The 25,039-nt window shown below is 41.3% G+C and carries 25 protein-coding genes and 3 tRNA genes; 24 read left to right on the forward strand and 4 right to left on the reverse strand.

What is annotated here, in order from left to right; genetic code table 11:
* The first annotated feature begins 49 nt into the window (after window positions 1-49).
* The 4 genes from pgsA (at window position 50) to QQK00_RS04585 (ending at window position 1,119) form a co-directional block, all read left to right on the forward strand.
* Complete coding sequence (gene pgsA, locus QQK00_RS04570) at window positions 50-616, forward strand: CDP-diacylglycerol--glycerol-3-phosphate 3-phosphatidyltransferase (RefSeq protein ID WP_284217566.1); 567 nt, start codon at window positions 50-52, stop codon at window positions 614-616.
* Window positions 617-830: 214 nt separating this feature from the next.
* Window positions 831-906 (forward strand) — tRNA-Gly (locus QQK00_RS04575).
* Window positions 907-930: 24 nt separating this feature from the next.
* Window positions 931-1,005 (forward strand) — tRNA-Cys (locus QQK00_RS04580).
* Between the two features lie 27 nt (window positions 1,006-1,032).
* Window positions 1,033-1,119: transfer RNA gene (locus QQK00_RS04585), tRNA-Leu, on the forward strand.
* 266 nt (window positions 1,120-1,385) lie between these two features.
* Here QQK00_RS04585 and QQK00_RS04590 read toward each other — a convergent pair.
* Window positions 1,386-1,982 (reverse strand): hypothetical protein, encoded by a 597-nt coding sequence (locus QQK00_RS04590; protein ID WP_284216294.1) that lies wholly within the window; start codon window positions 1,980-1,982, stop codon window positions 1,386-1,388.
* 641 nt (window positions 1,983-2,623) lie between these two features.
* Here QQK00_RS04590 and QQK00_RS04595 point away from each other — a divergent pair.
* The 4 genes from QQK00_RS04595 to QQK00_RS04610 all read left to right on the forward strand — a co-directional run bounded on the left by QQK00_RS04595 (window position 2,624) and on the right by QQK00_RS04610 (window position 10,154).
* Window positions 2,624-3,586, forward strand: a complete 963-nt coding sequence (locus tag QQK00_RS04595) for a TolB family protein (RefSeq protein ID WP_284216295.1) — start codon at window positions 2,624-2,626, stop codon at window positions 3,584-3,586.
* A gap of 469 nt (window positions 3,587-4,055) precedes the next feature.
* On the forward strand, window positions 4,056-8,558 hold the full coding sequence (locus QQK00_RS04600; RefSeq protein WP_284216296.1) for a LysM peptidoglycan-binding domain-containing protein: 4,503 nt from the start codon (window positions 4,056-4,058) through the stop codon (window positions 8,556-8,558).
* Window positions 8,545-9,327: a hypothetical protein gene (locus QQK00_RS04605; RefSeq protein ID WP_284216297.1), complete on the forward strand. Its 783-nt coding sequence runs from the start codon at window positions 8,545-8,547 to the stop codon at window positions 9,325-9,327. Before QQK00_RS04600 ends, QQK00_RS04605 begins: the two co-directional genes overlap by 14 nt.
* Before the next feature lie 551 nt (window positions 9,328-9,878).
* On the forward strand, window positions 9,879-10,154 hold the full coding sequence (locus QQK00_RS04610) for a hypothetical protein (RefSeq protein WP_284216298.1): 276 nt from the start codon (window positions 9,879-9,881) through the stop codon (window positions 10,152-10,154).
* A gap of 78 nt (window positions 10,155-10,232) precedes the next feature.
* Here the strand turns inward: QQK00_RS04610 and QQK00_RS04615 are convergent, their stop codons facing one another.
* The 3 genes from QQK00_RS04615 to QQK00_RS04625 all read right to left on the reverse strand — a co-directional run bounded on the left by QQK00_RS04615 (window position 10,233) and on the right by QQK00_RS04625 (window position 11,700).
* The gene (locus QQK00_RS04615; protein ID WP_284216299.1) at window positions 10,233-10,535 is read right to left on the reverse strand and encodes a hypothetical protein; all 303 of its coding nucleotides are present in this window, start codon (window positions 10,533-10,535) and stop codon (window positions 10,233-10,235) included.
* A 3-nt stretch (window positions 10,536-10,538) separates the two neighbouring features.
* Window positions 10,539-11,129, reverse strand: coding sequence for a tetratricopeptide repeat protein (locus QQK00_RS04620; protein ID WP_284216300.1), 591 nt, complete (start codon window positions 11,127-11,129; stop codon window positions 10,539-10,541).
* Window positions 11,130-11,253: 124 nt separating this feature from the next.
* Entirely contained in the window at window positions 11,254-11,700 is a 447-nt protein-coding gene (locus tag QQK00_RS04625) for a hypothetical protein (RefSeq protein WP_284216301.1), read from the reverse strand.
* A gap of 393 nt (window positions 11,701-12,093) precedes the next feature.
* On the opposite strand from QQK00_RS04625, the gene QQK00_RS04630 reads away from it, so the two are divergent.
* Genes QQK00_RS04630 through QQK00_RS04705 form a run of 16 tightly spaced genes read left to right on the forward strand, consistent with a single transcriptional unit; the run spans window position 12,094 to window position 25,038 of the window.
* The gene (locus QQK00_RS04630) at window positions 12,094-13,230 is read left to right on the forward strand and encodes a tetratricopeptide repeat protein (protein WP_284216302.1); all 1,137 of its coding nucleotides are present in this window, start codon (window positions 12,094-12,096) and stop codon (window positions 13,228-13,230) included.
* An 8-nt stretch (window positions 13,231-13,238) separates the two neighbouring features.
* A complete protein-coding gene (locus tag QQK00_RS04635; protein ID WP_284216303.1) occupies window positions 13,239-13,502 on the forward strand; it encodes a flagellar biosynthetic protein FliQ in 264 nt (87 codons plus the stop codon).
* The gene (locus QQK00_RS04640) at window positions 13,502-14,257 is read left to right on the forward strand and encodes a flagellar biosynthetic protein FliR (protein WP_284216304.1); all 756 of its coding nucleotides are present in this window, start codon (window positions 13,502-13,504) and stop codon (window positions 14,255-14,257) included. The genes QQK00_RS04635 and QQK00_RS04640 overlap by 1 nt, the downstream gene beginning before the upstream one ends.
* The gene (locus tag QQK00_RS04645) at window positions 14,257-15,348 is read left to right on the forward strand and encodes an EscU/YscU/HrcU family type III secretion system export apparatus switch protein (RefSeq protein ID WP_284216305.1); all 1,092 of its coding nucleotides are present in this window, start codon (window positions 14,257-14,259) and stop codon (window positions 15,346-15,348) included. The genes QQK00_RS04640 and QQK00_RS04645 overlap by 1 nt, the downstream gene beginning before the upstream one ends.
* Window positions 15,345-17,423, forward strand: coding sequence for a flagellar biosynthesis protein FlhA (locus QQK00_RS04650; RefSeq protein ID WP_284216306.1), 2,079 nt, complete (start codon window positions 15,345-15,347; stop codon window positions 17,421-17,423). The genes QQK00_RS04645 and QQK00_RS04650 overlap by 4 nt, the downstream gene beginning before the upstream one ends.
* Before the next feature lie 2 nt (window positions 17,424-17,425).
* Window positions 17,426-18,109, forward strand: coding sequence for a flagellar basal body protein (locus QQK00_RS04655; RefSeq protein ID WP_284216307.1), 684 nt, complete (start codon window positions 17,426-17,428; stop codon window positions 18,107-18,109).
* Between the two features lie 2 nt (window positions 18,110-18,111).
* Window positions 18,112-18,891, forward strand: coding sequence for a flagellar basal-body rod protein FlgG (flgG, locus tag QQK00_RS04660; RefSeq protein WP_284216308.1), 780 nt, complete (start codon window positions 18,112-18,114; stop codon window positions 18,889-18,891).
* On the forward strand, window positions 18,888-19,790 hold the full coding sequence (gene flgA / locus QQK00_RS04665) for a flagellar basal body P-ring formation chaperone FlgA (RefSeq protein WP_284216309.1): 903 nt from the start codon (window positions 18,888-18,890) through the stop codon (window positions 19,788-19,790). The genes flgG and flgA overlap by 4 nt, the downstream gene beginning before the upstream one ends.
* Window positions 19,777-20,343 carry a flagellar basal body L-ring protein FlgH gene (locus QQK00_RS04670; RefSeq protein WP_284216310.1) on the forward strand — a complete coding sequence of 189 codons (567 nt, stop codon included), beginning with the start codon at window positions 19,777-19,779 and terminating at the stop codon, window positions 20,341-20,343. The genes flgA and QQK00_RS04670 overlap by 14 nt, the downstream gene beginning before the upstream one ends.
* Before the next feature lies 1 nt (window position 20,344).
* Entirely contained in the window at window positions 20,345-21,460 is a 1,116-nt protein-coding gene (locus tag QQK00_RS04675; protein WP_284216311.1) for a flagellar basal body P-ring protein FlgI, read from the forward strand.
* 12 nt (window positions 21,461-21,472) lie between these two features.
* The gene (locus tag QQK00_RS04680; protein ID WP_284216312.1) at window positions 21,473-21,829 is read left to right on the forward strand and encodes a hypothetical protein; all 357 of its coding nucleotides are present in this window, start codon (window positions 21,473-21,475) and stop codon (window positions 21,827-21,829) included.
* Window positions 21,829-22,227: a flagellar basal body rod protein FlgC gene (locus tag QQK00_RS04685; RefSeq protein ID WP_284216313.1), complete on the forward strand. Its 399-nt coding sequence runs from the start codon at window positions 21,829-21,831 to the stop codon at window positions 22,225-22,227. Before QQK00_RS04680 ends, QQK00_RS04685 begins: the two co-directional genes overlap by 1 nt.
* Window positions 22,228-22,239: 12 nt before the next feature.
* The gene (fliE, locus tag QQK00_RS04690) at window positions 22,240-22,548 is read left to right on the forward strand and encodes a flagellar hook-basal body complex protein FliE (protein WP_284216314.1); all 309 of its coding nucleotides are present in this window, start codon (window positions 22,240-22,242) and stop codon (window positions 22,546-22,548) included.
* A gap of 4 nt (window positions 22,549-22,552) precedes the next feature.
* The gene (gene fliF, locus QQK00_RS04695; protein ID WP_284216315.1) at window positions 22,553-24,001 is read left to right on the forward strand and encodes a flagellar basal-body MS-ring/collar protein FliF; all 1,449 of its coding nucleotides are present in this window, start codon (window positions 22,553-22,555) and stop codon (window positions 23,999-24,001) included.
* On the forward strand, window positions 23,994-24,326 hold the full coding sequence (locus QQK00_RS04700) for a hypothetical protein (RefSeq protein WP_284216316.1): 333 nt from the start codon (window positions 23,994-23,996) through the stop codon (window positions 24,324-24,326). The genes fliF and QQK00_RS04700 overlap by 8 nt, the downstream gene beginning before the upstream one ends.
* Window positions 24,319-25,038 carry a FliH/SctL family protein gene (locus QQK00_RS04705; RefSeq protein WP_284216317.1) on the forward strand — a complete coding sequence of 240 codons (720 nt, stop codon included), beginning with the start codon at window positions 24,319-24,321 and terminating at the stop codon, window positions 25,036-25,038. Before QQK00_RS04700 ends, QQK00_RS04705 begins: the two co-directional genes overlap by 8 nt.
* Window position 25,039: the final 1 nt, after the last annotated feature.

Raw genomic sequence — 25,039 nt, forward strand, 5'->3', positions numbered from 1 at the left:
TAAATTTGCTATCATGCATTTTGTTATTTTATTTGATTGCTGAAGTATGATTTGGACAGTACCAAACGTAGTTACATTTTTTAGGGTCGCATTAATCCCTGTTTTTGTTAGCGTTTATTTCCTTGAGTGGGAGTGGGCGAATGAACTTAGTGCATTCATTTTTTGGTTTGCGGCTATTACTGATTGGTTTGATGGTTATCTAGCAAGAAAGCTTAAACAAACAAGTGCATTTGGTGCCTTCTTAGATCCCGTTGCTGATAAGCTTATTGTGGCAGCGGCGCTCTTAATGGTAACGCATATGTATTCAAGTGCCATGATTGCTATTCCTGCAATCATAATTTTGATGCGTGAAATATATGTTTCTGCCTTGCGCGAACTTATGAGCCAACAAGGTCGTTCAGGCGATGTTAAAGTAAACTTTATAGGCAAAGCCAAAACGATGACGCAAATGTTGGCTCTCATTGGTTTATTGTCCGGTTTAGATAGCTTTATGGGTTTTCCTATATATTGGGTGTTTTTAGGCAAAGTATTGTTGTGGATTGCAGCAATATTGTCTGTTTGGTCCATGCTTATTTATTCTGCTGCAGCGTGGAAAACCCTTAAAACGTTTAAATAAGATTCTGTAAACGCAACAAATTTGGACATGTTGCTCAATTTTTGTATGAACGATTCATTTTGCTAAGATTTGTTGTTGACAGTTTTGTGAATGTCGGTAGAATTCACGCCACATTTCAGAGGGGCAAAGCTTTTACACTGTAATAGCGAGTTCTAAAGAAAGTAAATTTGGTTTGTCGAAACCATATAAATCGATAATTTTAAACAAATTAAATGCGGGAATAGCTCAGTTGGTAGAGCACAACCTTGCCAAGGTTGGGGTCGCGAGTTCGAGTCTCGTTTCCCGCTCCAATTTGTTTGAAGTGTAGTCAAATTGGCGCTGTGGCAGAATGGCTATGCAGCGGATTGCAAATCCGTACCATTCCGGTTCGAATCCGGTCGGCGCCTCCACATCTCTTGCGAAAGCAAGCACCCGTTGCCCGGGTGGTGAAATTGGTAGACACAAGGGATTTAAAATCCCTCGTCAGTAATGACGTGCCGGTTCAAGTCCGGCCCCGGGCACCATTTCTTATTTAATTGATTTTCTCATAACGCATTGAAATATTAGTCATTTTAAGTTCAAGTCTCATACCGTCTCATGTATTAATGCTTTGTAGGGGGCGACTGGTTGAAATGGACTAGTTACGGTCGGACCTACGGTTTGAATCCATAGTCTTCTTTACAACAAGTAGCAGACATTTAAAGAATTAGGTCAGACTTATTGTGGTGCAGGATGGGAGATAGTCCACTTTCTCATCAAATAGAAAAAGGGTAAGGGCCTATCTCCAAGTCTAAGCTTTCAGCTTTGTGTATGTTCGCCCCAAAGCCAAACAAAACAGACCGACTAACATTATGGCATGTGAACCAGGCGCATTGACCGCAACCGTGCCGTCGTCATAAAAGTAGCTTCCGCCTATTTGCAAACGAGCGAATCCCGAAAACGTAAGTGGATCAGAAAAGGTGAGTCTAAAGTGCGGCAATTGGCTTAACAGCAAAGAATTAACTATGTCTTTAGGGATAACAATCGTTTGAAAAGAGGTATCGCCTGAGTCCAATAGTGGGCTTGTAGGGTCAAGGTCTGCATTAGTGCGGAACACAGTCCCTAATACATTTCCACTAGAAGAAAGGGTGACAAAATCCAATGGGCTAGACAAATCCAATGGGTTAGACGGAATAACACTGCCTGAAAAAATGGTGATTGTGGCGTCAGTCGCAGAGCTAAATGCATTGCCCCCACTGTCTGTAATTGATGTTGTCAAAAAGAAGTCTACCGAAGTACCGGCCGTAACGCCAACTCCTATCGACTGCCTTACCAGTTCCACTTCAATTAAAACGGCTTTAGCAAAGGAGGGTAAACAACATAGTAAAAAAATTATTATTTTTTTCATTTGTAGGTTCCTAATATCGATTACAGATGTTTTTGGTGAAGCCCTTTTATCAATCTTGCACGCAAGCAGAAACCATACCGAACTTTTAACCCTTTGATTTAAGTTGTATTTTAGAGTTCAACGTTTCATCGTACTACTAGACTGTAAAATAACCTGACTGTTAGTCTGTGAATTCAAACATCAGCTTAGTTTGCTTCTGAATCAGGGGGGCAGCGAAACAAAAGTACTGATTTCTGGTTTTACCTAGTAGAATGGAGAGGTTTTCGTTCCTTTTCTCAAGAGTGCAATGACTAAAACGAGCAGCTAACAATAATAAAGTGCCACCTTTTATCTGTCTAAGGGCCTCTTTACGTACTCAGTGGATCCTCATGTATTCAGACTAGAACGACAGACTCTGGTACAGAGCATCTTGATTCAAAGGTTTAGTTTACTTAAAATTGTGTGCTTGTTTTTCTAGGGCATCATTTATTTTTCGACGCCACTCCATAATACTACTCTGTTGTCTAAAAACCTATGCTCTCAATACTACTTGGTAAATATGATGAGCTAAAAATCAACAAAAAATCAGAAAAACGTCATGTTTTCCGCTTTGATTTCCTTATTATTCCCTAACACTCTACTGGCGATAAGGACCGCGCTCAATGCCAATTAAAAAATATACGGGAATAAAATCTTTACTGCTTTCTATCTTTATTCTTGGTTTAGCTGTTGGCTGTCAAACCAATAAAACAGCTTCTTCTCTACCTTTATCCATTATATACGGGCATAAAGATGAAGGTAACAAAGCAATTTATTTGAGTGATGAAGAAGGGAAGATACGCGTAAAAGTTGTTGATGCTCCTGTGAGCAATACTATCGGCTATCCTGCTGTTTCTCCCACAGGAAAGCAAATTGCTTTTTATAGTAAATATGACAAACGCAGAACTTGGTCAATCCACACCGCTGATATAGATGGAAGCAATATACGTCGCTTGACCAATGTAAAAAATGTTTGGGATAGCGCCCCAGCTTGGTCTACAGATGGAAAAACTATCATATTTGCAAGAGAGTACGAAGACGTTAACGAAGGTTGGCGAGAAGAAATTTGGCTTATGAATGCAGATGGCACTGAGCAACGCCAAATTCGATCACTTCAAGGGCGCGCAGCTGAATTTATGCAAGACGGAAGAATACTCTTCCAATCTAAAGCCAGCCCTAGTCAAATTAGCATTGCTAATATCGATGGTAGCAATGTAATTCAACTGACTGATGATGAGTCGAATAATATGTCGCCAAAAATCTCACCAGATGGCTTACAAATCGCTTACCTTTCAAATAGAGATGGAAATCAAGAAGTGTACGTTATGAACATCGATGGCTCCAACCACAAGCGCCTAACTAGAAATCGCGTAGAAGAGTGGGATCCCGCTTGGTCTACTGACGGTGCTAAGGTCTTTTTTTCATCACAAAACGTTTATGGGTTTTATGATATTTATAAGGTAAACAAGGATGGTTCATCCATCAAGAAAGTTTTGAATAGTGGTTCTCAAGCAGCAACAGTGTTTCACATTGATAAAAGCTATTTGGAAAGGTTTTTTAAGACCAGACAACAATATAAACAATAAGGATGGAAGTTTTTAGTAAGTGCAGCTTACCTTTCTGGTTTAGACGCTTCCCAGCCAATAATAGCTGACTTTCGAGTATTTCCCCACATGTAACCGCCAATCTTACCGCTGGCTTGAATGACTCTTACTCGATAATCTTCAACACGTATATCACTATACCCTGACGTAATGAGCTTTTATATTTTCCACCCTGTGTTTTACACGTGATTACGAGTAACTCAATTCGATTACATAAATTTAGTCAGTAAATCTCAATATTTATACTTCATCGCGTAAATTACTATTATGGGCCGATATTTATAGATTTTTTCTTAATTTATTTAACCAATAAAAACATATATTTACATATAAATTCAAAAAATTTCAAAAAAAAGCTAAAAAAAATCTCATTTCGTGGAATAGCTCCTATACACAACGTTTCGCAGTAAGGCGGAGCGTCGAACATAGCTAGTATGTAAAGGAGCACCACGTGGGCGCAATAATCACAGGACAATCACTCGGTTTATTTAATTCTTCATTGGCGGCGCTGGGCGTGCAAGGCGCGATGGGGCAAGCCTCGGTAGGGCAAGGTGGCGAGCGGGTATATGTGAATGCGTCGACGGGGAACTTGGTGGTGCAAGGGCAAGATGCCCGGCAATCGGTGCTTGGGGCAGATTTAAGTGCCTTGCGCACCTACAACAGTTTAGGCGATGTTGACGATGGCTTTGGCGGCGATGATAACTGGCGTTTGGGCTTTTTAAGCACGCTTAGCATTGACGGAGATACGGCCACGCGGGTAACGGCGGATGGCGCCACTCAGCACTTTACGCGTCAAGGCGGCGGTAGCTATGTGAGCAGTGATGGTGCAGGTGCCCACGACACCTTGCGTTTAACCGGCGGTGTTTGGGTTTATCAAGAAGGCAGCAGTTTAACGCGCAGTCATTATGAAAACGGTGGGCAGGGGCGCTTGCTTGCGTTGCTTGACCAATTTGATAAGGGCCAGCGTTTTTATTACAGCGGCTCGCCGAGTCAGTTAACACGCATTACCACTGACACGACGACGGGCATTGAAGAGACTTTGCTTGATTATTATACGACAGGCGCCAGTGCGGGCTTGTTGCGACAGGTGCGTTTGGCCACGGGCAGCGAGAATTACAGCGCCCACACCTATACTTATGATACACAGCAGCGCTTGCACAAGGTCATTGTAGATTTAACGCCGGACAATAGCGCCGACGATAAGGAGTATGAAACCACGTATGCTTATGAGTCAAGTAGCAGTCATTTACTCAAGAGCATTACCCAAAGTGATGGGCGTCATGTGGCCTTTAGTTACCATCCCGGCAGCGATAAATTACACACGGTAACGAGCGGTAGCGTCGCGGCCGTGGCGGCGGGCGACGGGCACGTCACCCGGTATATGTATACCGACAATACCACCACGGTGTCTATGGCGGGGCAGCAATACACGTATACCTTTGAGGATGTGGGAGATAACAGCAGTCCCATCGATGCGGTTAGGCACCGGGTCACGCAGCAGGCTATCGTGAATAGTCAGGCAGCCTATACGCAATATACCGAGAGGGGGGAACTTTCGCTTGTAGAGCAAACATATAGTCTCAACCCACGAGTTGGAACAACTTTGTTTCAGGGAGTGTCTATTGGTCAAGACCATACGCAAACTTGGGATAACGTAGGGTGGTTAAATCTTCAACGTCATGAATACAATGATATTGGTTATCGAACAAAGACCTTAAACTATTTCAATGGAAGCGCATTTCTCGATTCAAATAGCACACTAGAGGACATACAGGTTGATGACAGGTTATTAAATTCTGTAAAGAATGTTCAAACCTTTGACTTTAGCGATAGTGGTAAAGTGCAAAAAGTCACCACGAAAGGCTTTACAGAAGGCGGAGTTAAGACAGAAATTAATAGAGGTCGAGCAAATTCACAAGAAGCCATAATTGTTGAAAATGAAGTAAAACTACTATTAAACGAAACAAACTATGAATACGATTTGGGTGGACGTTTAGTAACGCAAAGCTACGAACAAGTAAATTTTGAAGTAACTGAAAATGGAAATGCACCGGAGCCAACCGAAGAGATAAAAAAACTTTTACGAACCTATAATTATAGCTATGAAAACCGTCAGTCTTATTTAGAAAAAATAGTAGATGGTAAAGTAGAACGTACACCTAATGCGGTTATTAGACCAGGTGAAGAAACTGTTCAGTTAACAAGCGCTACAACACGTTCATTTTATGATGCGAATGGCAACCGCACAGTGGTGGAAGAAACACTTAAAATAGGTGGCGACGTAGAAAATATCAATGGGCGCTACTTTACCAACTCTGCCGATGGATTGTTACTTCGTAAATCAACGGGAAAACAAGATGAAAGCCATACCAAAGCTTTTTATACGCCAGAATATATCGACCTCGAAACAGGGCAGACAGTTGAAGCAGTAACAAAAGCAAAGTCAATAGGGTTTGAAATTGACGAAACCAATTCATTGCATACGCCAGGTGAGAAAGCGCCTACAACGAGTCATTATTTATATTCTGGGGGCCAATATTTAGGTGAGTTAAACGAAAATGGCGCTATTAATGTTAGAAAGGCGCACTTCAATGGCTTAGATAGGCCTAGTGCTTCGTCTAGTCGTTCGCATGCAGTCCGGCAGGGCGAAAGCTTACGCAGTATTGCTATTCAATATTACGGCAATGCTGATTTTTGGTACATTATTGCCGACGCAAATGGTTTGTCTTCATCAGGTGATGCAAATGATGCCTTAACTGCAGGGCAGTCGCTTGTTATTCCTGAACAGGTAAACAATCAGAACCGCTTCGATACATTCACACCTTACAATGTAAATGAGCAAATTGGCGATACGACACCTAATTTGCCAGTCATCCCTGCACCAGCTGAAGCAGGGTGTAACTTATTAGTTACTGTAATTATTGTTGCGGTAGCGGTGATAGTGACTGCGGGCGTCGGAGCGGCGTTAGCGCCAGCCGCAGGAGCTACAGGCGTAGGAGCAGGTGCGACTGGTGCCGCTGCTGGCGCAGGAGCCGCTACTGCAAGCTCAGCTGGGGTGTTTGTTACTGCCTCAGGTGGTTTGTCTGCAGTAGGTGCAGGAACCGCAGCTGCAGCGGGAAGTGTAGCCAGTCAAGGGGTAGCAATTGCGCTGGGTGCCCAAGAAAATTTCTCATTTAGTCAAGTCGCAGTAGCCGCGTTTACTGCGGGTATTTCAAAAGGTATTTCAAATGCTGCTGGCGTTGGTACATCAGCGACAGAGGTGGACAACATATTAACGACATCAACAAAAGTAATTAAAGGCAGTAGCGTTAGCTACGTAACAAAGTTAAATACCCTTGGAAGAGCTGTAAACAGCGCTGCCTCAGCTATAAGTGGAGTATACACAAATAAGCTCTTTGGCAATGCCACAAGTTTCAGATGGGCAAATATTGCAGCCAGTGCGGCAAGCGCCGCGTTTGGTTCGCCTTTGCCGGGTGAAACAAATAGCAATAATTTTGTTCCAAACTTTATAAATAATGTCGTGGGCGCTGGTGTAGGGTATGCTACGTCAAAGCTTGTAAACAATGAAGGCAAGTTTGATGTTGAAAATGTGGTAGCTGATGCCTTTGGCAATGCGCTGGGGAATTCGATAGTTTCTGCCGCACAGCGTAGTTCACGGAACAACGCCATAGAGGGAAAATTACGACAAGCCAAAGTTCAAGGGGCTGTAACTGCTGATAGCAGATTAGGTTTTATCCCTGAAAACCCTGAGGGCTTTAGCCCACATGGAGAGCTCCGAGATTCCCTTTTAAGAAAGTTTGGTCAAAGTGATAGTGAGCTTGGACAGCTTAGTGATGAGCTAATTATTGAAGGTGTTGAGTTAAATGAAATCAGTGCAGCGATTACGAATGATCCAGAAAGCTACGCTGCTTTAGTTGAAGGGTTGAGAAGTGCGGATAATATTGGTGACAATCCGCTATACAACGTTTTAGCTAGAGGCATTTTAACTGACCGATATGGAAATACGCAGACATTTAGTCGTTTAGAAGATGAAGTAGCGTTTGTTCAAGACTTTATCAGGAATAGTTCTGACTCTTTAATTGCACAAGAGCTTGATTCTGGGCTATTTGCTACTGCATTGAGTATTGATCAAGTGACCACAGCAATCAGTGCTTTCGACTATGGGCAAACAAATAAATTCCAAAATCCCGAGTTAGCAAAACTCCTAACAACAAATGACTTAAGCACACTTGGTGATACTACTTTACTGGGTGATATCGCAACAATTATACCGCTTACTGGGTTAATACAAGCGAATGAGCTTGTTAAGGATTTGGGTCCAATTCAAATATTAGGGGAGATAGGTAAGCTTTCCCCTACTGAGGTAGTCGTAAGGTCAAATAATGCGACAAAAGGAGCCGCTCAGTCCTCTATTTCATCTACTTTAGGTGGCCTGGGTAAGTTTGGACTAGCCGCAGATGCTTTAGTGCAGTTTGGCGGTGATTTAATAAATCCAGCGGAAGCGGCTCCGCGCAGAGGGCGAGTTAGTTCAGGGCTAGCGCAAGGCAGTGTTAAGGAAGTAAGTGTTGCACAAAGAGCGGCAAGAGCTGCTTGGTTTAAGTCTTTACAATCAGGTAGGTTAAAGCACGCTCTTTTTAAAGCGGATAATATCTTGGACTTTGCGAGGGTGGGTCGACAGCAATTGCATGAGGGAGGAGATTTTTCAGTTGAAAAAGCTATTCGTTTTACCCAAGGACCAAATGCTGGCTCTGTGGTAAGCGTTCCAAGAGGCGATAGACCTTTTGCTATTGGGTTACCTGACTTGGTGGATTACAGGAATGATGTTATTGTCGATCTGAAACCTAGAGGAGGTACTCAGGACTTAACTGAAATTAGGAACTTCTATCGTGATTTGTATAGAGCAGCAACAGGAAGAGAAGCAAGGGTAGAGTTTGAATACTATGACAGATATTAACGATCCAACCTTAGTTAAATTATTAAGTGTTGACCTTTTTTTTGATATTGATGTGTACACAAAAATAGAACCATTTACTTTAAGGCAAATGGCTATCGATTATGGGCTTTATGAGGATGAAGTGCTTTGCAGGGTGACCGCATTCAATAAACTGGGAAAAGCAACCCGAGGTAAAGTGAGCAGTAAAACTGCGGTTAATAAAATCAATAAATTATTTTCCGAAGACATATTGCGGACTGCAATCTTTCTTGAAGATGAAAAGTATGAATGTGATAACCAAGATACCATGACCATATATACCAGTGCTTATAACAACTCAGGTTTTAAATCCTATATTAGTTTTTTAATTTCAGATGTCAGTAAAATTTCGGAAATAGAGACGTTTTTTAGAGACTTATGTGAGAAATATTCACCAATGTATGGCAGCGCTGCATTGTATATTCTTGACCACTTTCCAAGAGTGATTGAGGGTTTGAGTAAAATTCAGGAATTGAATCTTACTCATCCTATTCATAGCCTGAATATTAATCGTTATGAAGGGTCGCTGAGTAAGGGAATTGTCAATGATTTCCATTGGCTGAATTATTTTTCTAATAAGTACTTTAGTAAGCTTCAGCTATCCAGTTTAAGAAATGAAGAGGTTATTGATAACTCTGAAGAAGGGAAGCTTATTCAACTTTCTAAAGGCCCTTTTTTAACTGAAGAAGAACTAGAGAGGATTACATTGCTTAGAAGTGAAAATACTGAATATCTGGATATTTTTAGATAAAAAGAAATGCATCTATTCGTAAACCGACTGTTGAAACATTTTCTTCGATAGCTGACAGTAAACTCAGTATTGAAGAAAAGTTTAATGAAGCTATCAAACGTAAAACTGCTATTGGCTCCTCAAGCGGTGATAATGTTTCAGGAAGTGAGACAGATAACTGTCGGTTTGTGACAGATTCAAATGGTAACCAAGTTGAAGTGATTCGCGTGACACCGTCTGTTTCGCAATTTTAGATAAGTCAGTCGGGTATGACTAAACTGCTTCAGAACCCGGAATTTTATGCCAAAACTATTGCCAATATCAGACGTCTTGAGCATGATAATGAGTTACATGATATCCAAGGTGGCAACAATCGACTTTTCAAATCCGATCTGAGGTTTAAGTTTGAGGAAGCTCATAATCGAATAGCGCTGACTACCGGGACTTCAATTTTTAGTACTGTAAATACAATTTTTGGTAATATTACTTCAGTATTGAGAAGTAAAAGAGTTACAGATGTCACGTAAAGAGGCACTAAAGATTTGGCAGAAAAGTTTGTGTCAAAGTGCGTAATGAGCTCCAGAAACGTTTTCGATATGTTTGTTGCAGAGAGCGAGGGTGAAGGGTTCGAACTCTACTCCACAGACATATCAAATAGTTTTAAATCTATGTTGGAACTTAAGGTTGATGCCCCAGAATCAATTGAAAACGTGTTTGATCTAGAGACAGTTATATTTGACATATGGTCCAATATAATTGGTTTAGGTAAACTTCAAATGACCGCCTCAAAACGTTATAAAGATGTATTTTTATTTCGGTTCTTATGCGTGTTCTCTGAGGAAAAGTGATTAATGGCACTTTATGTGTATATGGAGATAATTGTAGCTAGATAAGCTCCTTGCTATATGGAATTATTCTGATAATACTCACCGCCCAACACTCAACGCAAACTCAATCTTAGCCATTAATTGTTTAAACGCAGGGGTGCCTGATGCCTTTTCACCCAATATCGATTCAAGTGTTTTTACTATATATTGCTTGCGCTTAGCTTCGTCACTCATGTCTTTGTGCGTATCAATACTTGCTAAAATACGGTCTACAAGTTTATTGGGAGTTTGCGTGTTTTTAACCGTAGATTGCGTTTTATTTACTTTACTCGTTTGTTTTTTTTTGGCCTTATTGACCGTTTTTTGCGCTACCTGATTGTTTAACTTGGTGGGGTCAATCATATCTTAGTGCTTTACATCATAGATATCGAGTAAATGAGATTTATCTTGTTCGGCAGTTGCACCATCATTAATCTCGTCAGCATGGGCGCTGTCGTCGCTTATTGTATCGGCATTAGCTTGTTGCTCTGCACTTGCACCATTTATTCTGTCGAGCATTTCGCGCATGTCTTTATTTAAATTAGGGTTGTCGGTATTTCGCTGAATACCTTCTTCAATCGAAATAATCGCGTTACTATTGTCACCTTGAAAAATACAAATAAGCGCATTAGCAAATAAGGGTAAATATTCATGTTCTGTATTTAACAAGGGATGTAAACTTTGCACAGCATCGTCGTATTCTTCTAAAGTTGCCTGTAATAAACCGAGTTGAAAACGAGCAATATATAAATCTGGACTTAAACTTATGCTCTCGCTATATGCCTTTTTAGCAAGATCATAATGTTGTTCTTGGGCATAAATAGCGGCTTTCAAAAAACAAATAAAGCCACTTGCCGGAAACACGTTAAACGCGTCTTCAATTAGCGCTTTCGCCGCCGCTAATTGACCATCGGTCATTAATGCCGTTATTTTTGCGATGTACTCTTGTTCTTGCAAAACACAAACTCCCTTTATTTTATTGTGTGCTTACTCGTCAAACCAGTAGAGTCTATATTAAAGCGTGAGGTTTTTTAACTACTTTAATCCGAATGACCATATCTACAAATAACTGACGATGGAATTACAGCAATCCTAGTAGTGATTGCACCTCTTTAGTTTTAAACGCATAGCATTCGCTAAAACCTTCAGACGCATTCTTTTTTGCATACTCAGACGGTTTTTCAATGTTTGGATAAATTTGCGTCACCCATTGCTTACGTAGTGATGGACTTAAAACATTAGTAAAAACATGATGCCCAATCTCATGTAACAAAATGTGATGTAATTCTTTTTGGCTGGTAAATTTATGAATGAGCACATGATCAAGTGGGCTTTTAGAATATAAGCCCTCCGCACGATAATTAATCGGTTTATATTCAACATAGCTGCGCTGATACATATAACCAGGATCATACACAATGGCGGTTAATCCAACTAAATGCGACTTGGGTACACGCTTAACCATGCATGCAATGTCATCTACATGCACCAAATTTTGTTTCGAAAATCCTTTGATTAATAAAGACATAAGTATTATTTATAACAAATAAAATGGAAAAACATAAAATCTATGCCAAAAAAGTATTAAAATATTTTTTTGATATACTACGAAAAAAAACATCCATAAAAAATAACGACTAAACAACAACATAAAAAATACTGACGACAAAATACCGCTCATCGCCAAAAATCTCTCATTCTTTATAAAAAGACCAATAAATCGTTTAAAATCTTATTGTTAGCACCAAATTTCATCTGCAGACTGTATCCAATAGGTAACACATTGGGTGTTTTAAAAAATTTAAATATGTATATACTTTCATACATTGTTATCGAATCTAACACGATTTGATGTTGTAGCAAACCGTCATGGAATGCCTGATTTGCAGACGTACTGCAAGCAGTTTTTAGGGATTAAGCAATGGAAAGTGCATCAAAAATAGAGCGTTTATTGCAGTTTTGGAATCAAGACCCAACAAACGCTAACCTATGTATCGACATTATCACCGAGTACGGTAAACAAAAAAATATTGAGCAACTGACCCAGTTTTATCATGGGCTTAGCGAGGCTGTTTCCCAACAACCACTCATTATTTGGCAGTATGGACGAGCCTTAGTCGAACTCGGTAATATTGGCGACGGTGCCAATGAATTCGCTAAACTGCCTGACGACCAAAGTGAAACAAAACCATATAGCATTGCGCTTTGTTTGTTTTTACAGAACCAATTTGCTGATGCTGATAGAGTAATTTCTGATTACGTTGAAAACATTGGCCAGTACTCTTCCGCACAGTTGTTATTGCTTCATTCAAAAGTTAAGTATCACCTTGGTGACTTACAAAATGCACTAGCGCTTGCTGAGCAAATTCGTCATCAATTGGGCGACAGTGCAAACCAAAATACAGAGCTATTGGGTTTGCTCGCAATGCTAAACTTTGATTTGTTGCAAATAAGCGACAGCGAAAAGTATGCAAAATTACTGTTGTCAATTGCCCCCAAACACCACGATGGCTTGTTAGCATTGGCATCTATCTATACATACAATCAAACGCTTAAACAAGCTGCAGATACAGCCAGTATTGGTGTCTCAGAATTTGCTAACAGCGGCCGTATGTGGTCTGTACTTGCGCAAGCGCTCTTTGCGTTGGGAGACCGTGACTCAGCCTACAATTGTGTTATAAATGCAACTAAGTTGATGCCAAATCACATTGGTACGTGGCATGTTAGAGCATGGTGTGAACTTGTTGCAAATGATTATGCACAAGCAAAAGCGTCATTTAGTGCATCACTGGAGCTTAATCGTAATTTTGGTGAAAGCCATGCAGGTTTGGCACTGGTGGCATTTTATGAGCAGCAATTTGAAGAAGCCAAGCGACTACTTACGATTGCCCAGCGCCTAGATCCCAATAGTTTTACCGCTAAATACCTTGAGAGTTTATTTTTAACTCACCAAGGAAAACCTGATGCAAGCAAGCAGCTAATAGAAAATCTGCTTGATCAGCCATCACACCTTTCTGGCTTAAGTTATAAGCAATTAATCGACGCATTAAAAAGGTAGATTACGTCGTGGATTTAGACTTTGCCATAGGACTAATGGGTCAAATGTTTAGCATGGGTCTGCAAATTGCAGCACCTATTCTAATTGTTACGCTACTAGCGGGCGTTACAATTAGTATCTTTCAGGTCGTTACGCAAATCCAAGAAATGACCCTAACGTTTGTACCCAAAATCTTCATTTGTATTGCGGTGTTATATTTTGCCGGCAATTGGATGTTATCTACTTTAGTGGCCTTCGCCAGAGATATCATCATTCAAGCAGGGAGCTTTTAGTGGACGCCGTTGTTGCTTTTATTCAACCGTACTCTTTGGTAGCAAGCCGTTTGTCGCCGCTATTTATAGGTATGAGCATGACGCCAGTCGCTAGGTTTCCCACTACAGTAAGGCTCATGTTACTGCTGATATTTACAATTGCGGTTACACAGTTAACGTCTTCTCAATGGCAAGCATTACCAAAAACAACATGGATGTTTGAAATGTTGGGAGAGTTTGGTTTAGGCGTACTAATGGCGCTTGGGTTTCAGCTAATGTTTGCGGCCATTCAAATTATGGGGCGAGTACTCGATATGCAAATTGGTTTTGCGGCCGCAGGGGTTATAGACCCTATTAGTCGCAATAATGACCCGCTCTTAGGAACCATGCTAACCCTATTCATGACGCTCTTAATTTTGGTGACCAATACGCATCATCAAATATTGGCCGTCATTGTCGAAATATTTACCTATGTACCCCCTGGGAGTTGGAATGGCGAATTCTATTTTGCCAACATCATGGGGTACTTTTCTGCTCAACTTGTCTTTGCGTTCTTGTTGTTTGGCCCAGTCATGATGGCGCTTTGGATGCTTGATTTGTTCAATGGCATCATTGCTAAAACCATGCCTCAAATGAACGTATATTTTGTAATGTTGCCGCTAAAAATTGGTGTCGGCATTTTATTAATGTCGGTGGCTATGCAGTACATGAAGCCACTTATTTCTCAAATTTTGCAGTCACTTATCGAATGGTTTCGATTTGGGTGGGTATTGTAATGGCAGATGATTCAAATAAATCAGAAAAAGCCACGCCCCATAAACTCGAAGAAGCGAAAAAGAAGGGGCAAGTAGCTAAAAGTAACGAAGTATCTAGCTTACTCATATTTATTGCGTTTTGTGGTGCAATGTTTATGACAGGGGGGCAAATTTGGGATGGCTTGCAATCGCAAATGCGAGAGCTTTTATTGCAGTCAGGGCAAATAGCTATTACCCCTTTATCGCTTAAAGGCTTATTTTTTGATGTGTCTATGGTAGTTTTTGAATTATTTGCTCCTTTACTGGCAGTAATTGTATTAGGCGCAATTTTGTTCAACATTATTCAAACCGGCCCAATTTTTTCGACGCACCCAATCACACCCGATTTCACTCGGCTAAACCCAGTACAAGGGTTTAAAAAATTGTTTGCAATCAAAACTTTATTTGAACTACTAAAGGCATTGTTGAAAGTCGGTATTATTGTCTTAGTTTGGCTCAATATTGGTGAATATTGGCTGGATAAAGTCATGCAAAGCTACGGCATGACTGAAAAAAGCTTTGTTGTACATTGGTCAAATATGTCGATTGTATTGGCGTTAATGATTATTGGATTAATTTTGCCACATGCATTAATCGATTTCGCATTTAGCAAATGGGATTTTGGTCGCCAAATGCGAATGAGCATGCAAGACATCAAAGATGAGCACAAAAAACGCGAAGGTGACCCGCAAATTAAGCAAAAACAAAAGCAGATTCAAAAAGAGCTATTGAAAAAAGCGGCATCCCTAAAAAGTGTGAAAGATGCAGATGTCATCATTACCAACCCAGAACACATTGCAGTGGCGTTGTCATATAAACCAACGGAAATGCTAGCTCCCAAAATTTTATCTATGGGGGCGGACAAAAGTGCCGCAGTTATTCGAAAAATTGCACGACACCACAATGTGCCTATTTTTAGAAATATACCGCTCGCACGCGCGATATACAAAAACAGTGTTATTGACGGGTTTATCCCAGAAGATTGTTATCAGGGCGTCGCTGAAATTTTAAAACAAGTACTAAAATTTGATGGCGTAGCGCATTCAAATCATCAACAAGGAAGTCAATCATGATTGGTTTGTTTAAACACGGAAAAAGTGAATTGGCATTGGTATTGGCCGTTGTCGCAATATTAATGTTGTTGTTTATACCTGTGCCCGCTGCATTCTTAGATTTGCTGTTGCTAATGAATTTTAGTTTGGCCTTAGTAATCTTACTGCTAACATTTTATACAGATAAACCTCTCAGTTTTTCAACGTTTCCGTCGCTCATTTTAATTGCAACCTTATTTAGATTGGGACTGAACGTATCATCTACGCGTTTAATCTTGGCAGACGCTGATGCCGGTCAAGTCATCAGTGCTATTGGGTCGCAAGTGGTTGACGGCAACTATGTAATTGGTTTGGTTGTATTCCTCATTTTGATTGTGGTGCAGTATGTGGTCGTCACAAACGGCGCTCAACGGGTGGCAGAGGTTGCTGCCCGCTTTACGCTAGACAGTATGCCGGGCAAACAAATGAGCATAGATGCTGACTTGAACATGGGGATTATTGACGAAGTCGAAGCAAAAGAAAGACGCCTTGCCATTGAGAAGGAAGCTAACTTTTATGGTGCTATGGACGGATCAACCAAATTTGTTAAAGGTGATGCGATTGCCGGTATCATTATTATTCTCATCAACATTATTGGCGGTTTGTCGATAGGCGTAGCTCAACACGGTATGAGCTGGGGTGAAGCAATGCATACCTTTACGCTGCTAACAGTAGGTGACGGTATTGTTACTCAAATCCCATCGCTTATCGTGGCAACCGCCACAGGTATTATCATTACTCGTGCCGCCTCAGACTCGCAGTTGGGTAAAGAGCTTACCAAACAAATTACCTCACAGCCCAAAATACTGATTATCATCGCGGTAACGCTAGGCATTTTAATGTTTATGCCCGGACTCCCTACATTACCGTTGTTACTTTTGTCAGTGGTGTTTGGCGCAATTGCATATTTTGCTCATCGAACAAGTGTTGCTAAAACAAGTAGCGAGTCAACACAACAGAATGAATTAGACAGTGCTAAGGCACAGACCGAAGACGGCGCAGATTTATATGCATTGACTCAAATCAATACGCTAGAATTACGGTTGGGGTTTGAAGTAAATGCATTTATTAATGAGGAGCAAAGCACACTTACCTCTCGACTGAATAGCTTTAGAAAACAGTTTGCAATGGAATTTGGTGTGGTGTTGCCAACAGAAACCATAATGGTTGACAATACCATGGACGCTAACGAATACCACTTGTTCATTCAAGGCTCTCAGGTAGCTAAAGGTGACGTGATGGCTAATCATCATTTAGCGATAGACCCCTCAGGCAATCGAAACGATCTCAAAGGCAAAAAGACCAAAGAACCCACTTATGGGTTACCCGCAATTTGGATTGATGACAACGACGTAGAACTGGCACGCAATGGCGGTTATACGGTTGTAGACCCTGAGACAACGCTACTCACGCATTTAACCGAAACACTAAAACGATATAGCCCCGAATTTGTCACGCGGAAAGAAGCAGAAAAGTTATTGTCGCGCATCGCCGATTCTCAATCAGGTCTGATCGACGAGTTAGTGCCCAATATTTTGTCTTACTCTGAGATCCAAAAAATATTGCAAACACTCCTACAAGAAAAAGTGTCGATTCGTAATTTACCAATGATTTTGGAAGAGCTTGTTGATGCCGCGAAGTCAGACAAGTCAATTCACTCATTAGTGGAAGCGGTAAGACGTAAGCTCAGAAATCAAATCTGCCAATCGCTGGTAGACAAAAACGGGACCTTAAATGTACTCACGTTTGAGCCGAGGTTTGAGCAACGTTTAGTGTCTGGTGTAGTTGATGGCGACAGCAATATGTCTTTAGCCATCGATGCGGCGACTACCGAAAGTTTACTTAAATCGTTGTCGAGCAATGTAGAAAAAATGATGGGTAAGCGGGTAAAACCGGTCGTGCTTTGCACGCCAATACTGCGCCGGCATTTATTCTTATTTTGTGAGCGAGCATTGCCACAAATGCACATATTGTCACTAAACGAAATTCCAACAACAGTAAATGTGCAGTCTTTCTCGATAGTGTCAGACAATCCATCAACAGATAAGGCGGCTTAATAATGAGTTCAGATGCTATCGATATTGTCCTAAAAAGCATTCAAAACAATGTAAAGCAGGTTGATGTTGTAAGTCACAATATTGCAAATGCAAATACACCTGGCTACATGGCCACCGAAGTATTTGCAGAATTTTCTGCCGATGCCAGCAATCAACTTCGTGAAACAGTATCGACTAAAGCGAGTAGTGCGGTGATTACCTCCAATAGGCCGCTAGACGTTGCAATGATAAATGATGGATTTTTGTTACTTGAACTGGCAGGTGAAGCGGTACTTACCCGCCACGGTCGGTTACACGTTAATGCACAAAATGAATTAACACACTTGTCAGGCGCGCAAGTAATGGGGGAATTTGGGGCTATTGTATTGCCAGAAGGTGATATCCAAATTGACAGTAAAGGCGTTATCTATGTTGATGGCCAACGAGTAGACCAACTAAGGTCAGTTACGATGGATAAAGGCGCACAAGTTACGCGCATGGGTAACTCTGTTTACCGCGCCGAGTCTACTTTTGAAGTCATTGAAAATAACATACAACAAGGCGCAGTGAATGGCGCAAATGCGGAAGTATCAAAAGACATGATCCGCATGATTGAGCTATCAAGACATACACAAAGTTTACAAAAAGCAGTATTGGCAATTGACCAAGTGGCAAATGCAGGCATCAATGAGTTAGGGAAAAGATAAAAATGATTGAATCACTTTATATTGCAGAAACAGGGATGACGTCGCAGCAGCGTCTCATCGATGTTATTTCAAACAACATCGCAAACGCGTCTACACCGGGTTTTAAAAAAACGAACTTGAGCTTTGTCGATCTTGTATACCAAACACAAGCGACACCAGAGAGCAATCAAAGCAGTTTGTCGTCATCCGTCAATAATGGCGCAGGCGTAAAAATAATGACGGGAATGAAAGATTTTACTATTGGTGATTTAAAGCCAACTGGTAACCCATTTGATCTTGCAATTCAGGGCAATGGATTTATTGAAGTCGAAATGCCCTCGGGTGACTACGCGTACACAAGAGCAGGAAGAATGCGCCTAGATGCCGACGGTAACTTAGTAACAACACAGGGATACAAGTTGTCTACGAATATTCAAATTCCACCAGACGCAAAAAACATGACGATTTCAAGTGACGGCAAAGTCATGGTCGAGCTTGATGGCACAGATGAAATACAAGAAGTGGGTCAACTAGAATTGACGAAATTTGTAAACAATGAAGGCCTCGAAACACTAGGCAATAATTTGTATGCGGCGTCAGAGCGCGCAGGCAATGCGATTTATAGTAAACCTGGCGAACTTGGTACTGGACAAATACTTCAAGGCTCAACCGAAGTAAGCAACGTATCGATGACCGAAGAAATGGTGAATTTGATGCTTGCACAACGTGGCTATCAGCTTAATGCACGGATCATCCAAGTATCTGACCAACTACTAGATACGATAAACAATTTAAGACGATGAAAATTAGCTTCTTTCTTTTATTGGCTTGTTTGTTGTTGCCTGCATTGAGTAACGCATCTGATGTGCGCTTTATTCAATCGGTAAACAGGCTAACGGCACCGGCAATGTTAGTCGATGTGGTTGATACTGAGTCTGCGGCACTTACGACGCTAGCATGGCCTAGCGAACTTACCGGTTGGGTTACGCAGCAACAAATCACGCATTGGTTAAATAATCAAATGGCGGACAGCGTCAAGCTTACGTGGAGTGGCAGAAATAAGACCTGGGTGAGCTTGTGTTTTCCAATAAAAGAAAGTGAGTTACGCGATAGTGTGACATCTGAATTGTCTGCACAATTGGCTAAAAAGCACGTCGTGTTGGAACAGCTGTTGTTCGAGAAGTTACCTTGTGCAAATTCGTCTGAATACAGCGTTCGTTTTGTATCGCTGAAACGATTGGGTCAACGAAACGCTATCGCAAAATTTACTGTGTTATCCGATGAAAAAAGCAACTCAGATATAGATGTAACACTTCGCTATTCAGCGATGATTAACGTGCTTGAATTAAATCACAGTGTGGCGAAGTTTGATGCCGTGAATAAAAGTGATTTTTCAATTGTAAAGCAATTATGGACAGGTAAAGAACTGCCAGCTGAAGCGGTGCTAACACGCCATGAATTTAAAAAATCAATGCGAAAAGGGCAAGCCGTAATGCTGAGTGATATTCAGCTAAAAAATGCTGTTACACAAGGGCAGATGGTTAAAGTGATGGTAACAAATGGACCAGTGGTCATTGAAGCAAAAGGAAGGGCGATGACAAGCGCTAACGAAGGCGAACAAATTAAAGTCAAGGTAAATGGTAGCAACTCGTTAAGTAATGCCGTTGTAGTTGCGGAAGGAGAAGTACATGTTTCGGTATAAGGTGTTAATCGCCATGTTGTTGTGTAGCAGCTTTGTTAGTGCGCAATCGTTGTACGACGAAGCCAAATTTAAGGCATTACACGCGGATAAAAAAGCGGTCGATATTGGTGATGGAATCACCGTATTGGTATATCAAAATGTTCAAGCGACATCTAGTGCTGGCGAAGTAAGCGAAGGGCAATTTGGCTTTAACGGTGGTGCATCGGTTGATGACAGGTCGTGGAACAGCGGCGTTAGCATTGGCTCATCTAACGAAGGCAATGCCGGTACCAACAGGAATGGCTTTGTGCGTGCGCAGTTAACAGCTGTAGTTGTTGGTAAAAAAGATAACGACACTTTGATTATAGAAGGGACGCAAAAGATTACCGTCAATGAAGAGCAGCAGATCATTACGATAAAAGGCAATGTGCGACTAGAAGATGTTAGCAACAACAATATGGTGCCGTCATTCCGTGTGCAAAATGCTGAAATCGTTATCGAAGGTGAAGGCGAAGTAACATCAGGTAAAAATGGCAATGTATTCACGCGTTTTATTGAATGGTTGGGGTTTTAGTATGAAAAGTTTGCGAATACCACTGAGTATCTTTTGTTGTTTTTTGTTGTTGGCGAATGCATCTGCGTCATCAGTGCGTTTAAAAGATTTGGCACGCATTCAAGGTGTGCAAGACAACCCACTTATTGGCTACGGATTGGTTGTTGGTCTTTCGGGGACTGGTGACTCAAATAGTAATCAAGCAACTATTCAGTCATTGAGCAATACGCTCCAAAGTTTTAATTTAATTGTAGACGCAAATCAAATTAAAAGCCGTAATGTTGCCGCGGTAATGGTCACCGCGTCTTTGCCGGCATACGCGCAAAGTGGAGATACGCTAGAAGTAAATGTGTCATCGATTGGTGATGCCCGAAGCTTGCAAGGTGGCACGCTGCTATTAACGCCGCTTGAAGCAGCTAATGGTGACATATATGCCCTAGCGCAAGGTCCCTTAAGTGTGGGCGGGTATCGTTTTGATTTTAATGGTAATCGCGTGCAAAAAAATCATCCGACTGTCGGCGTCGTACCTAATGGCGCAAATGTAGAAAAATCAATAGATTATCATTTTGATATCGAAAATAGTGGGCTAACGTTAGTGTTGAATGAGCCTGATTTTACGACCGCTCAACGCATCATCGACGCTATTTCAACAAAATTCCCTAGCAGCAAAATTGAATCTAATCACCCTGGAAAAATCAATTTGCAACTATCGTCAAACCAACCGCTTATGCAACTGATGTCGAAAATTGAGTCTATCGAAGTTCGCCCAGATAATTTTGCCAGAGTCGTAATAAACGAGCGTAACGGCACGGTGGTCGCAGGCGCAGGCGTACGTATAGACGACGTTGTAATCAGTCATGGTGAACTAAAGCTTAGAATAGAAACCGAGTTCTCTGCATCACAACCTAATGGATTTTTTCGTCAAACCGGTGAGTCAATCGGTTCACTCGTGATAGCGAACTCGGACATCGAAGTCACTGAAGGCGGAAAGGGCGAAATTCATGCGCTACCAGGAGCCAGTATTGGCGAGTTAGTTGATGCACTGAAGGCGTTGAACTTATCAACTCGCGATTTAATTTCGGTATTGCAAGCGATTAAACAATCGGGCGCGTTGCACGCTGAACTGATTATTCAATAAGGAAAACAATAAATGGAACCCGTAACTTTTGAACTTGTAAAGTTTGCGTTGGATATGCAATCAGCGCAACAAAAGATGGCTGCTAAAAATATTGCAAATGCCGATTTTCAAACACAGATGAAATTAGACTTTAAACAGCCACTAGCGCGTTTAGACGCAATGAATAATGAGCAACGCCTCGACTATTTGAAGGTATTTAACAGTAACGCAGGCAATATTGAATCACTTGAGTATGACACGGGAAACGCAGTTGATTTGGCAACTGAAAATTCTGACTCGACAAAAGCGATGCTTGAATTTCAAGCCTTGGTAGAAGCGTTAAATAGACGTTTGAGTATTAAATCACTGGTATTAGGAGCACAAAAATAATGGCTGTTACCGAAGTGATGAATGTATCTGACTATGGCATGCACTATCAAAAAATGCGTATAGATGCGGCCACTATCAATATTGCGAATGCAAACGTTATTCAACCACTAAGTGGCAATGGATTCCAAGCGCTTACTGTGCAGCTTGATAACACACTCGATAGTGCAATGTTTGACAAAGATAATGTGAAAATGCAGACAACCAATGTAGCAGACAGAAAGGTATTTCAGCCAGATCATCCGGCCGCAGATACGCAAGGTTTTGTGCATTATGCAAATGTAGATGTAGCTGAGCAAATGGTCATCTTAACTGAGGCTACTCGTGCATATGAAGCGAACGTTAAGGCCTTTAATGCCCAAATGAGTATTAACAGCAAAGCGCTTGAAATAGGAAAATAAAAGGAGTTAGTAATGACAATTGAAGCTGTTTCTGCGATTAACGCAACGGAGATTACTCCATCGTCAGATCTGTTTATTGAGCAACTAAATGTGGCACCAACGCAAAATTTTGGGCAAATACTCACTGACGGATTACAAGACATAAGCGCGAGTTTACAACGTGCTGATCAGGTACTTACTGATATGGCATTAAACAAACCTATCAGTACTCACGAAGTAATGATCGCTATGCAAGAAGCAAAAAGCGAATTACGCCTTGCAGTGGAAGTACGGAATAAGCTGCTCGAAGGCTATCAAGAAATTATGAGAATGCAGGTATAACATCATGACCGAAGTAATTAATGCAATGGACAGTAAAAAGCGAACGTCATTTTTTGTGATTATCGGAGGTGTTGCCTTACTTTTTATTGCCGCAACAGTTTGGTTGTTGATGCCAAAATATAGCCCGGTACTTGAAGGGCTCGATGAACAAATGGCTACCGCCGCTATCGCTAAATTAGACGAGCAAGGGGTGATGTACGAGTTAACGCAAACAGCAGATGGCACAACCCTAATGGTCGATCAGAATGTGGCGGAAAAGCTACGCGTAACACTAACTGAAAGCTTGGGACTGCCTGACGTTCAAGGGTTAGAATTGTTTGATAACGCTGACTACAGTATGACGGACTTTTCTCAGGACGTCACTTATAAGCGCGCTATTCAAGGTGAGCTAGCAAGAACAATTTCCTCAATGCCGGGAATTAAAACCGCGCGTGTACATATCACGTTTGCTCCGAAACGATTGTTCTCAGCGAATAAATCTGAGGCCAAAGCGTCAGTCTATCTAGAGCAATTGCCCGAAGCAAACATTGGTAACGAGCAGGTACTAGGTATTAAACGACTGGTAGCTAATGCAGTGGACAAAATGCTATCGACAAATGTCGCCGTGTTCGACAAAAACGGGTTGGAATTGAATCCGCCAGATGAACAGGGCCTAACAGCAAATTTAAGTAAAAAGTACGAAACTAAACTGCAAATCGAACAAATGTTAACAGAGAAAGCGTATCGAATTTTAACTCTGTTTGTGCCGCCTGAAAGTGTAGCGATTTCGGTTGATGCTGCTCTTAACTTTGACCAAAAGAGAAAGACTACGCAAGGGTTTGCTACTGGGCAGAACGGACAAGGGCTTGTGGTACGAGAAAAAGAGTCGAAAGTATCCGCAACGCCTAGCACCAATAAACCTGAAGAAAGTAAGGATGTCTCACTTTCTCAAGAGCGAGAAACTGAATACCGTCATGGTCAAGAAACCGAAGAAACGGTTTATTCATCAGGTGAAATTGAATCATTAAGCGTTGGTATTGCTGTTAATGCAGATTTAACGGATGAACAATTGTTAAAGTTAAAACAAGTACTCGCAGCAGGTATGGGAATTGATGAAGCGAGAGGCGATACCTTTGCGCTTGAAGTGCTAAATATTACGCTACCAACGGCAAATACAAATCAGCAAAGCGATACCAATCAAGCAGATATCGCGACTATTGCAAACAGCAATGCTAATGACCTTGCAGCGACGCCCGTTGCAAATATAGCAAATACCGCAAATACAGATAGTGCAGTGGGTTTAACTGATGACTCATCCAAATTTATGGCAGTGGGCGCAATAGTACTATTAATTGTTTTAATTGGGGGCGCAGTTGGTTTGTCTCGTTACAAGACGGCACAAAAGCAAAAACGAGAAAAGCTGTTACTTGAAGTGAATGAGTGGTTAGCGCAAGAGGAAGATGTTTATGCCTAATGTATCTCAAGACAAGGTGATGGCAATTAAATTGGCCAGTTTAAACGACGCTGACTGCGCATGGTTACTTGCTCAAATGAACGATGAAAGACGTATACGTTTAGAAAAATACTTGAACGTTGCTAAGAAGTTTACAAGCGTACAACGCGACATAAATCTAAGAACGATAAATGAAGAGAATAAAGCGATGCCCGCTAAAAAAGAGGTATTTAGCCGTTCTTTAAGTCGTTGGTTTAATGCTTTGGACAAAGACAACGGAGAATTATCTAGTCATGCAGTTGGGCGAATAAAAGCATTAGAACTAGAGGTCGTTAACAATGGCTGAAAGTAATGTGTTAATCCAAGGTTCAGTGGCATCATTTATTCCCGGGTTGTCTCCAGTTGAGCCAGCAAGCAAAGCGCCAGGTGTCATTGTACCGACCGTTGACAACGTAGAGCAGGCGACACAGGCGCTTAATGCACTTAGCCATGAAGAACGAACAACGATACTTAAGACTTTTTTTGCAAATGACCTAGAAATTGCGAAAAAACAAGCGAGTACTGAAGCGTATCAAGCCGCATTTGATAATAGCAAACATGAACACGAAGAAGCTCTAAATGCAAAATTAAGTGCTTTAGATGAACACATCGATGCGTTTTCAAGCGTTGTGGATAACATGAATTCGCCAGAAAAATGGCAAATTTCTGATGAATCGGTAATAAAAGAACTTATCGTAAAATCTGTTTCTACCATTACGTCTAATTTAATTGAATCACCCGAGATCAATTTGGCGCGCTTTACTGCACTTGCCAATGAACATATCGCGGATAAACCGAAAACACTGTATATCCCGCAAGGCCTACACACGATCTTAGTCCGCACAAAAAAATTGGATGCGATAGAGAAAGTGGTAACCGTTAAGGCAGACGTAACGCTTGAAAAGGGTGATTACAGAATTGAATTCGAGAAATCAGGCATTGAATATTCGTTAAAACAAAGCTTACAAAATTTTGCATCAATGGTTGCAGATGCAAATATTTCTGAAGAAGGTCAGTAAC

It is taken from the genome of Agaribacter marinus, assembly GCF_030160655.1.
Lineage (GTDB): Bacteria > Pseudomonadota > Gammaproteobacteria > Enterobacterales > Alteromonadaceae > Glaciecola > Glaciecola marina.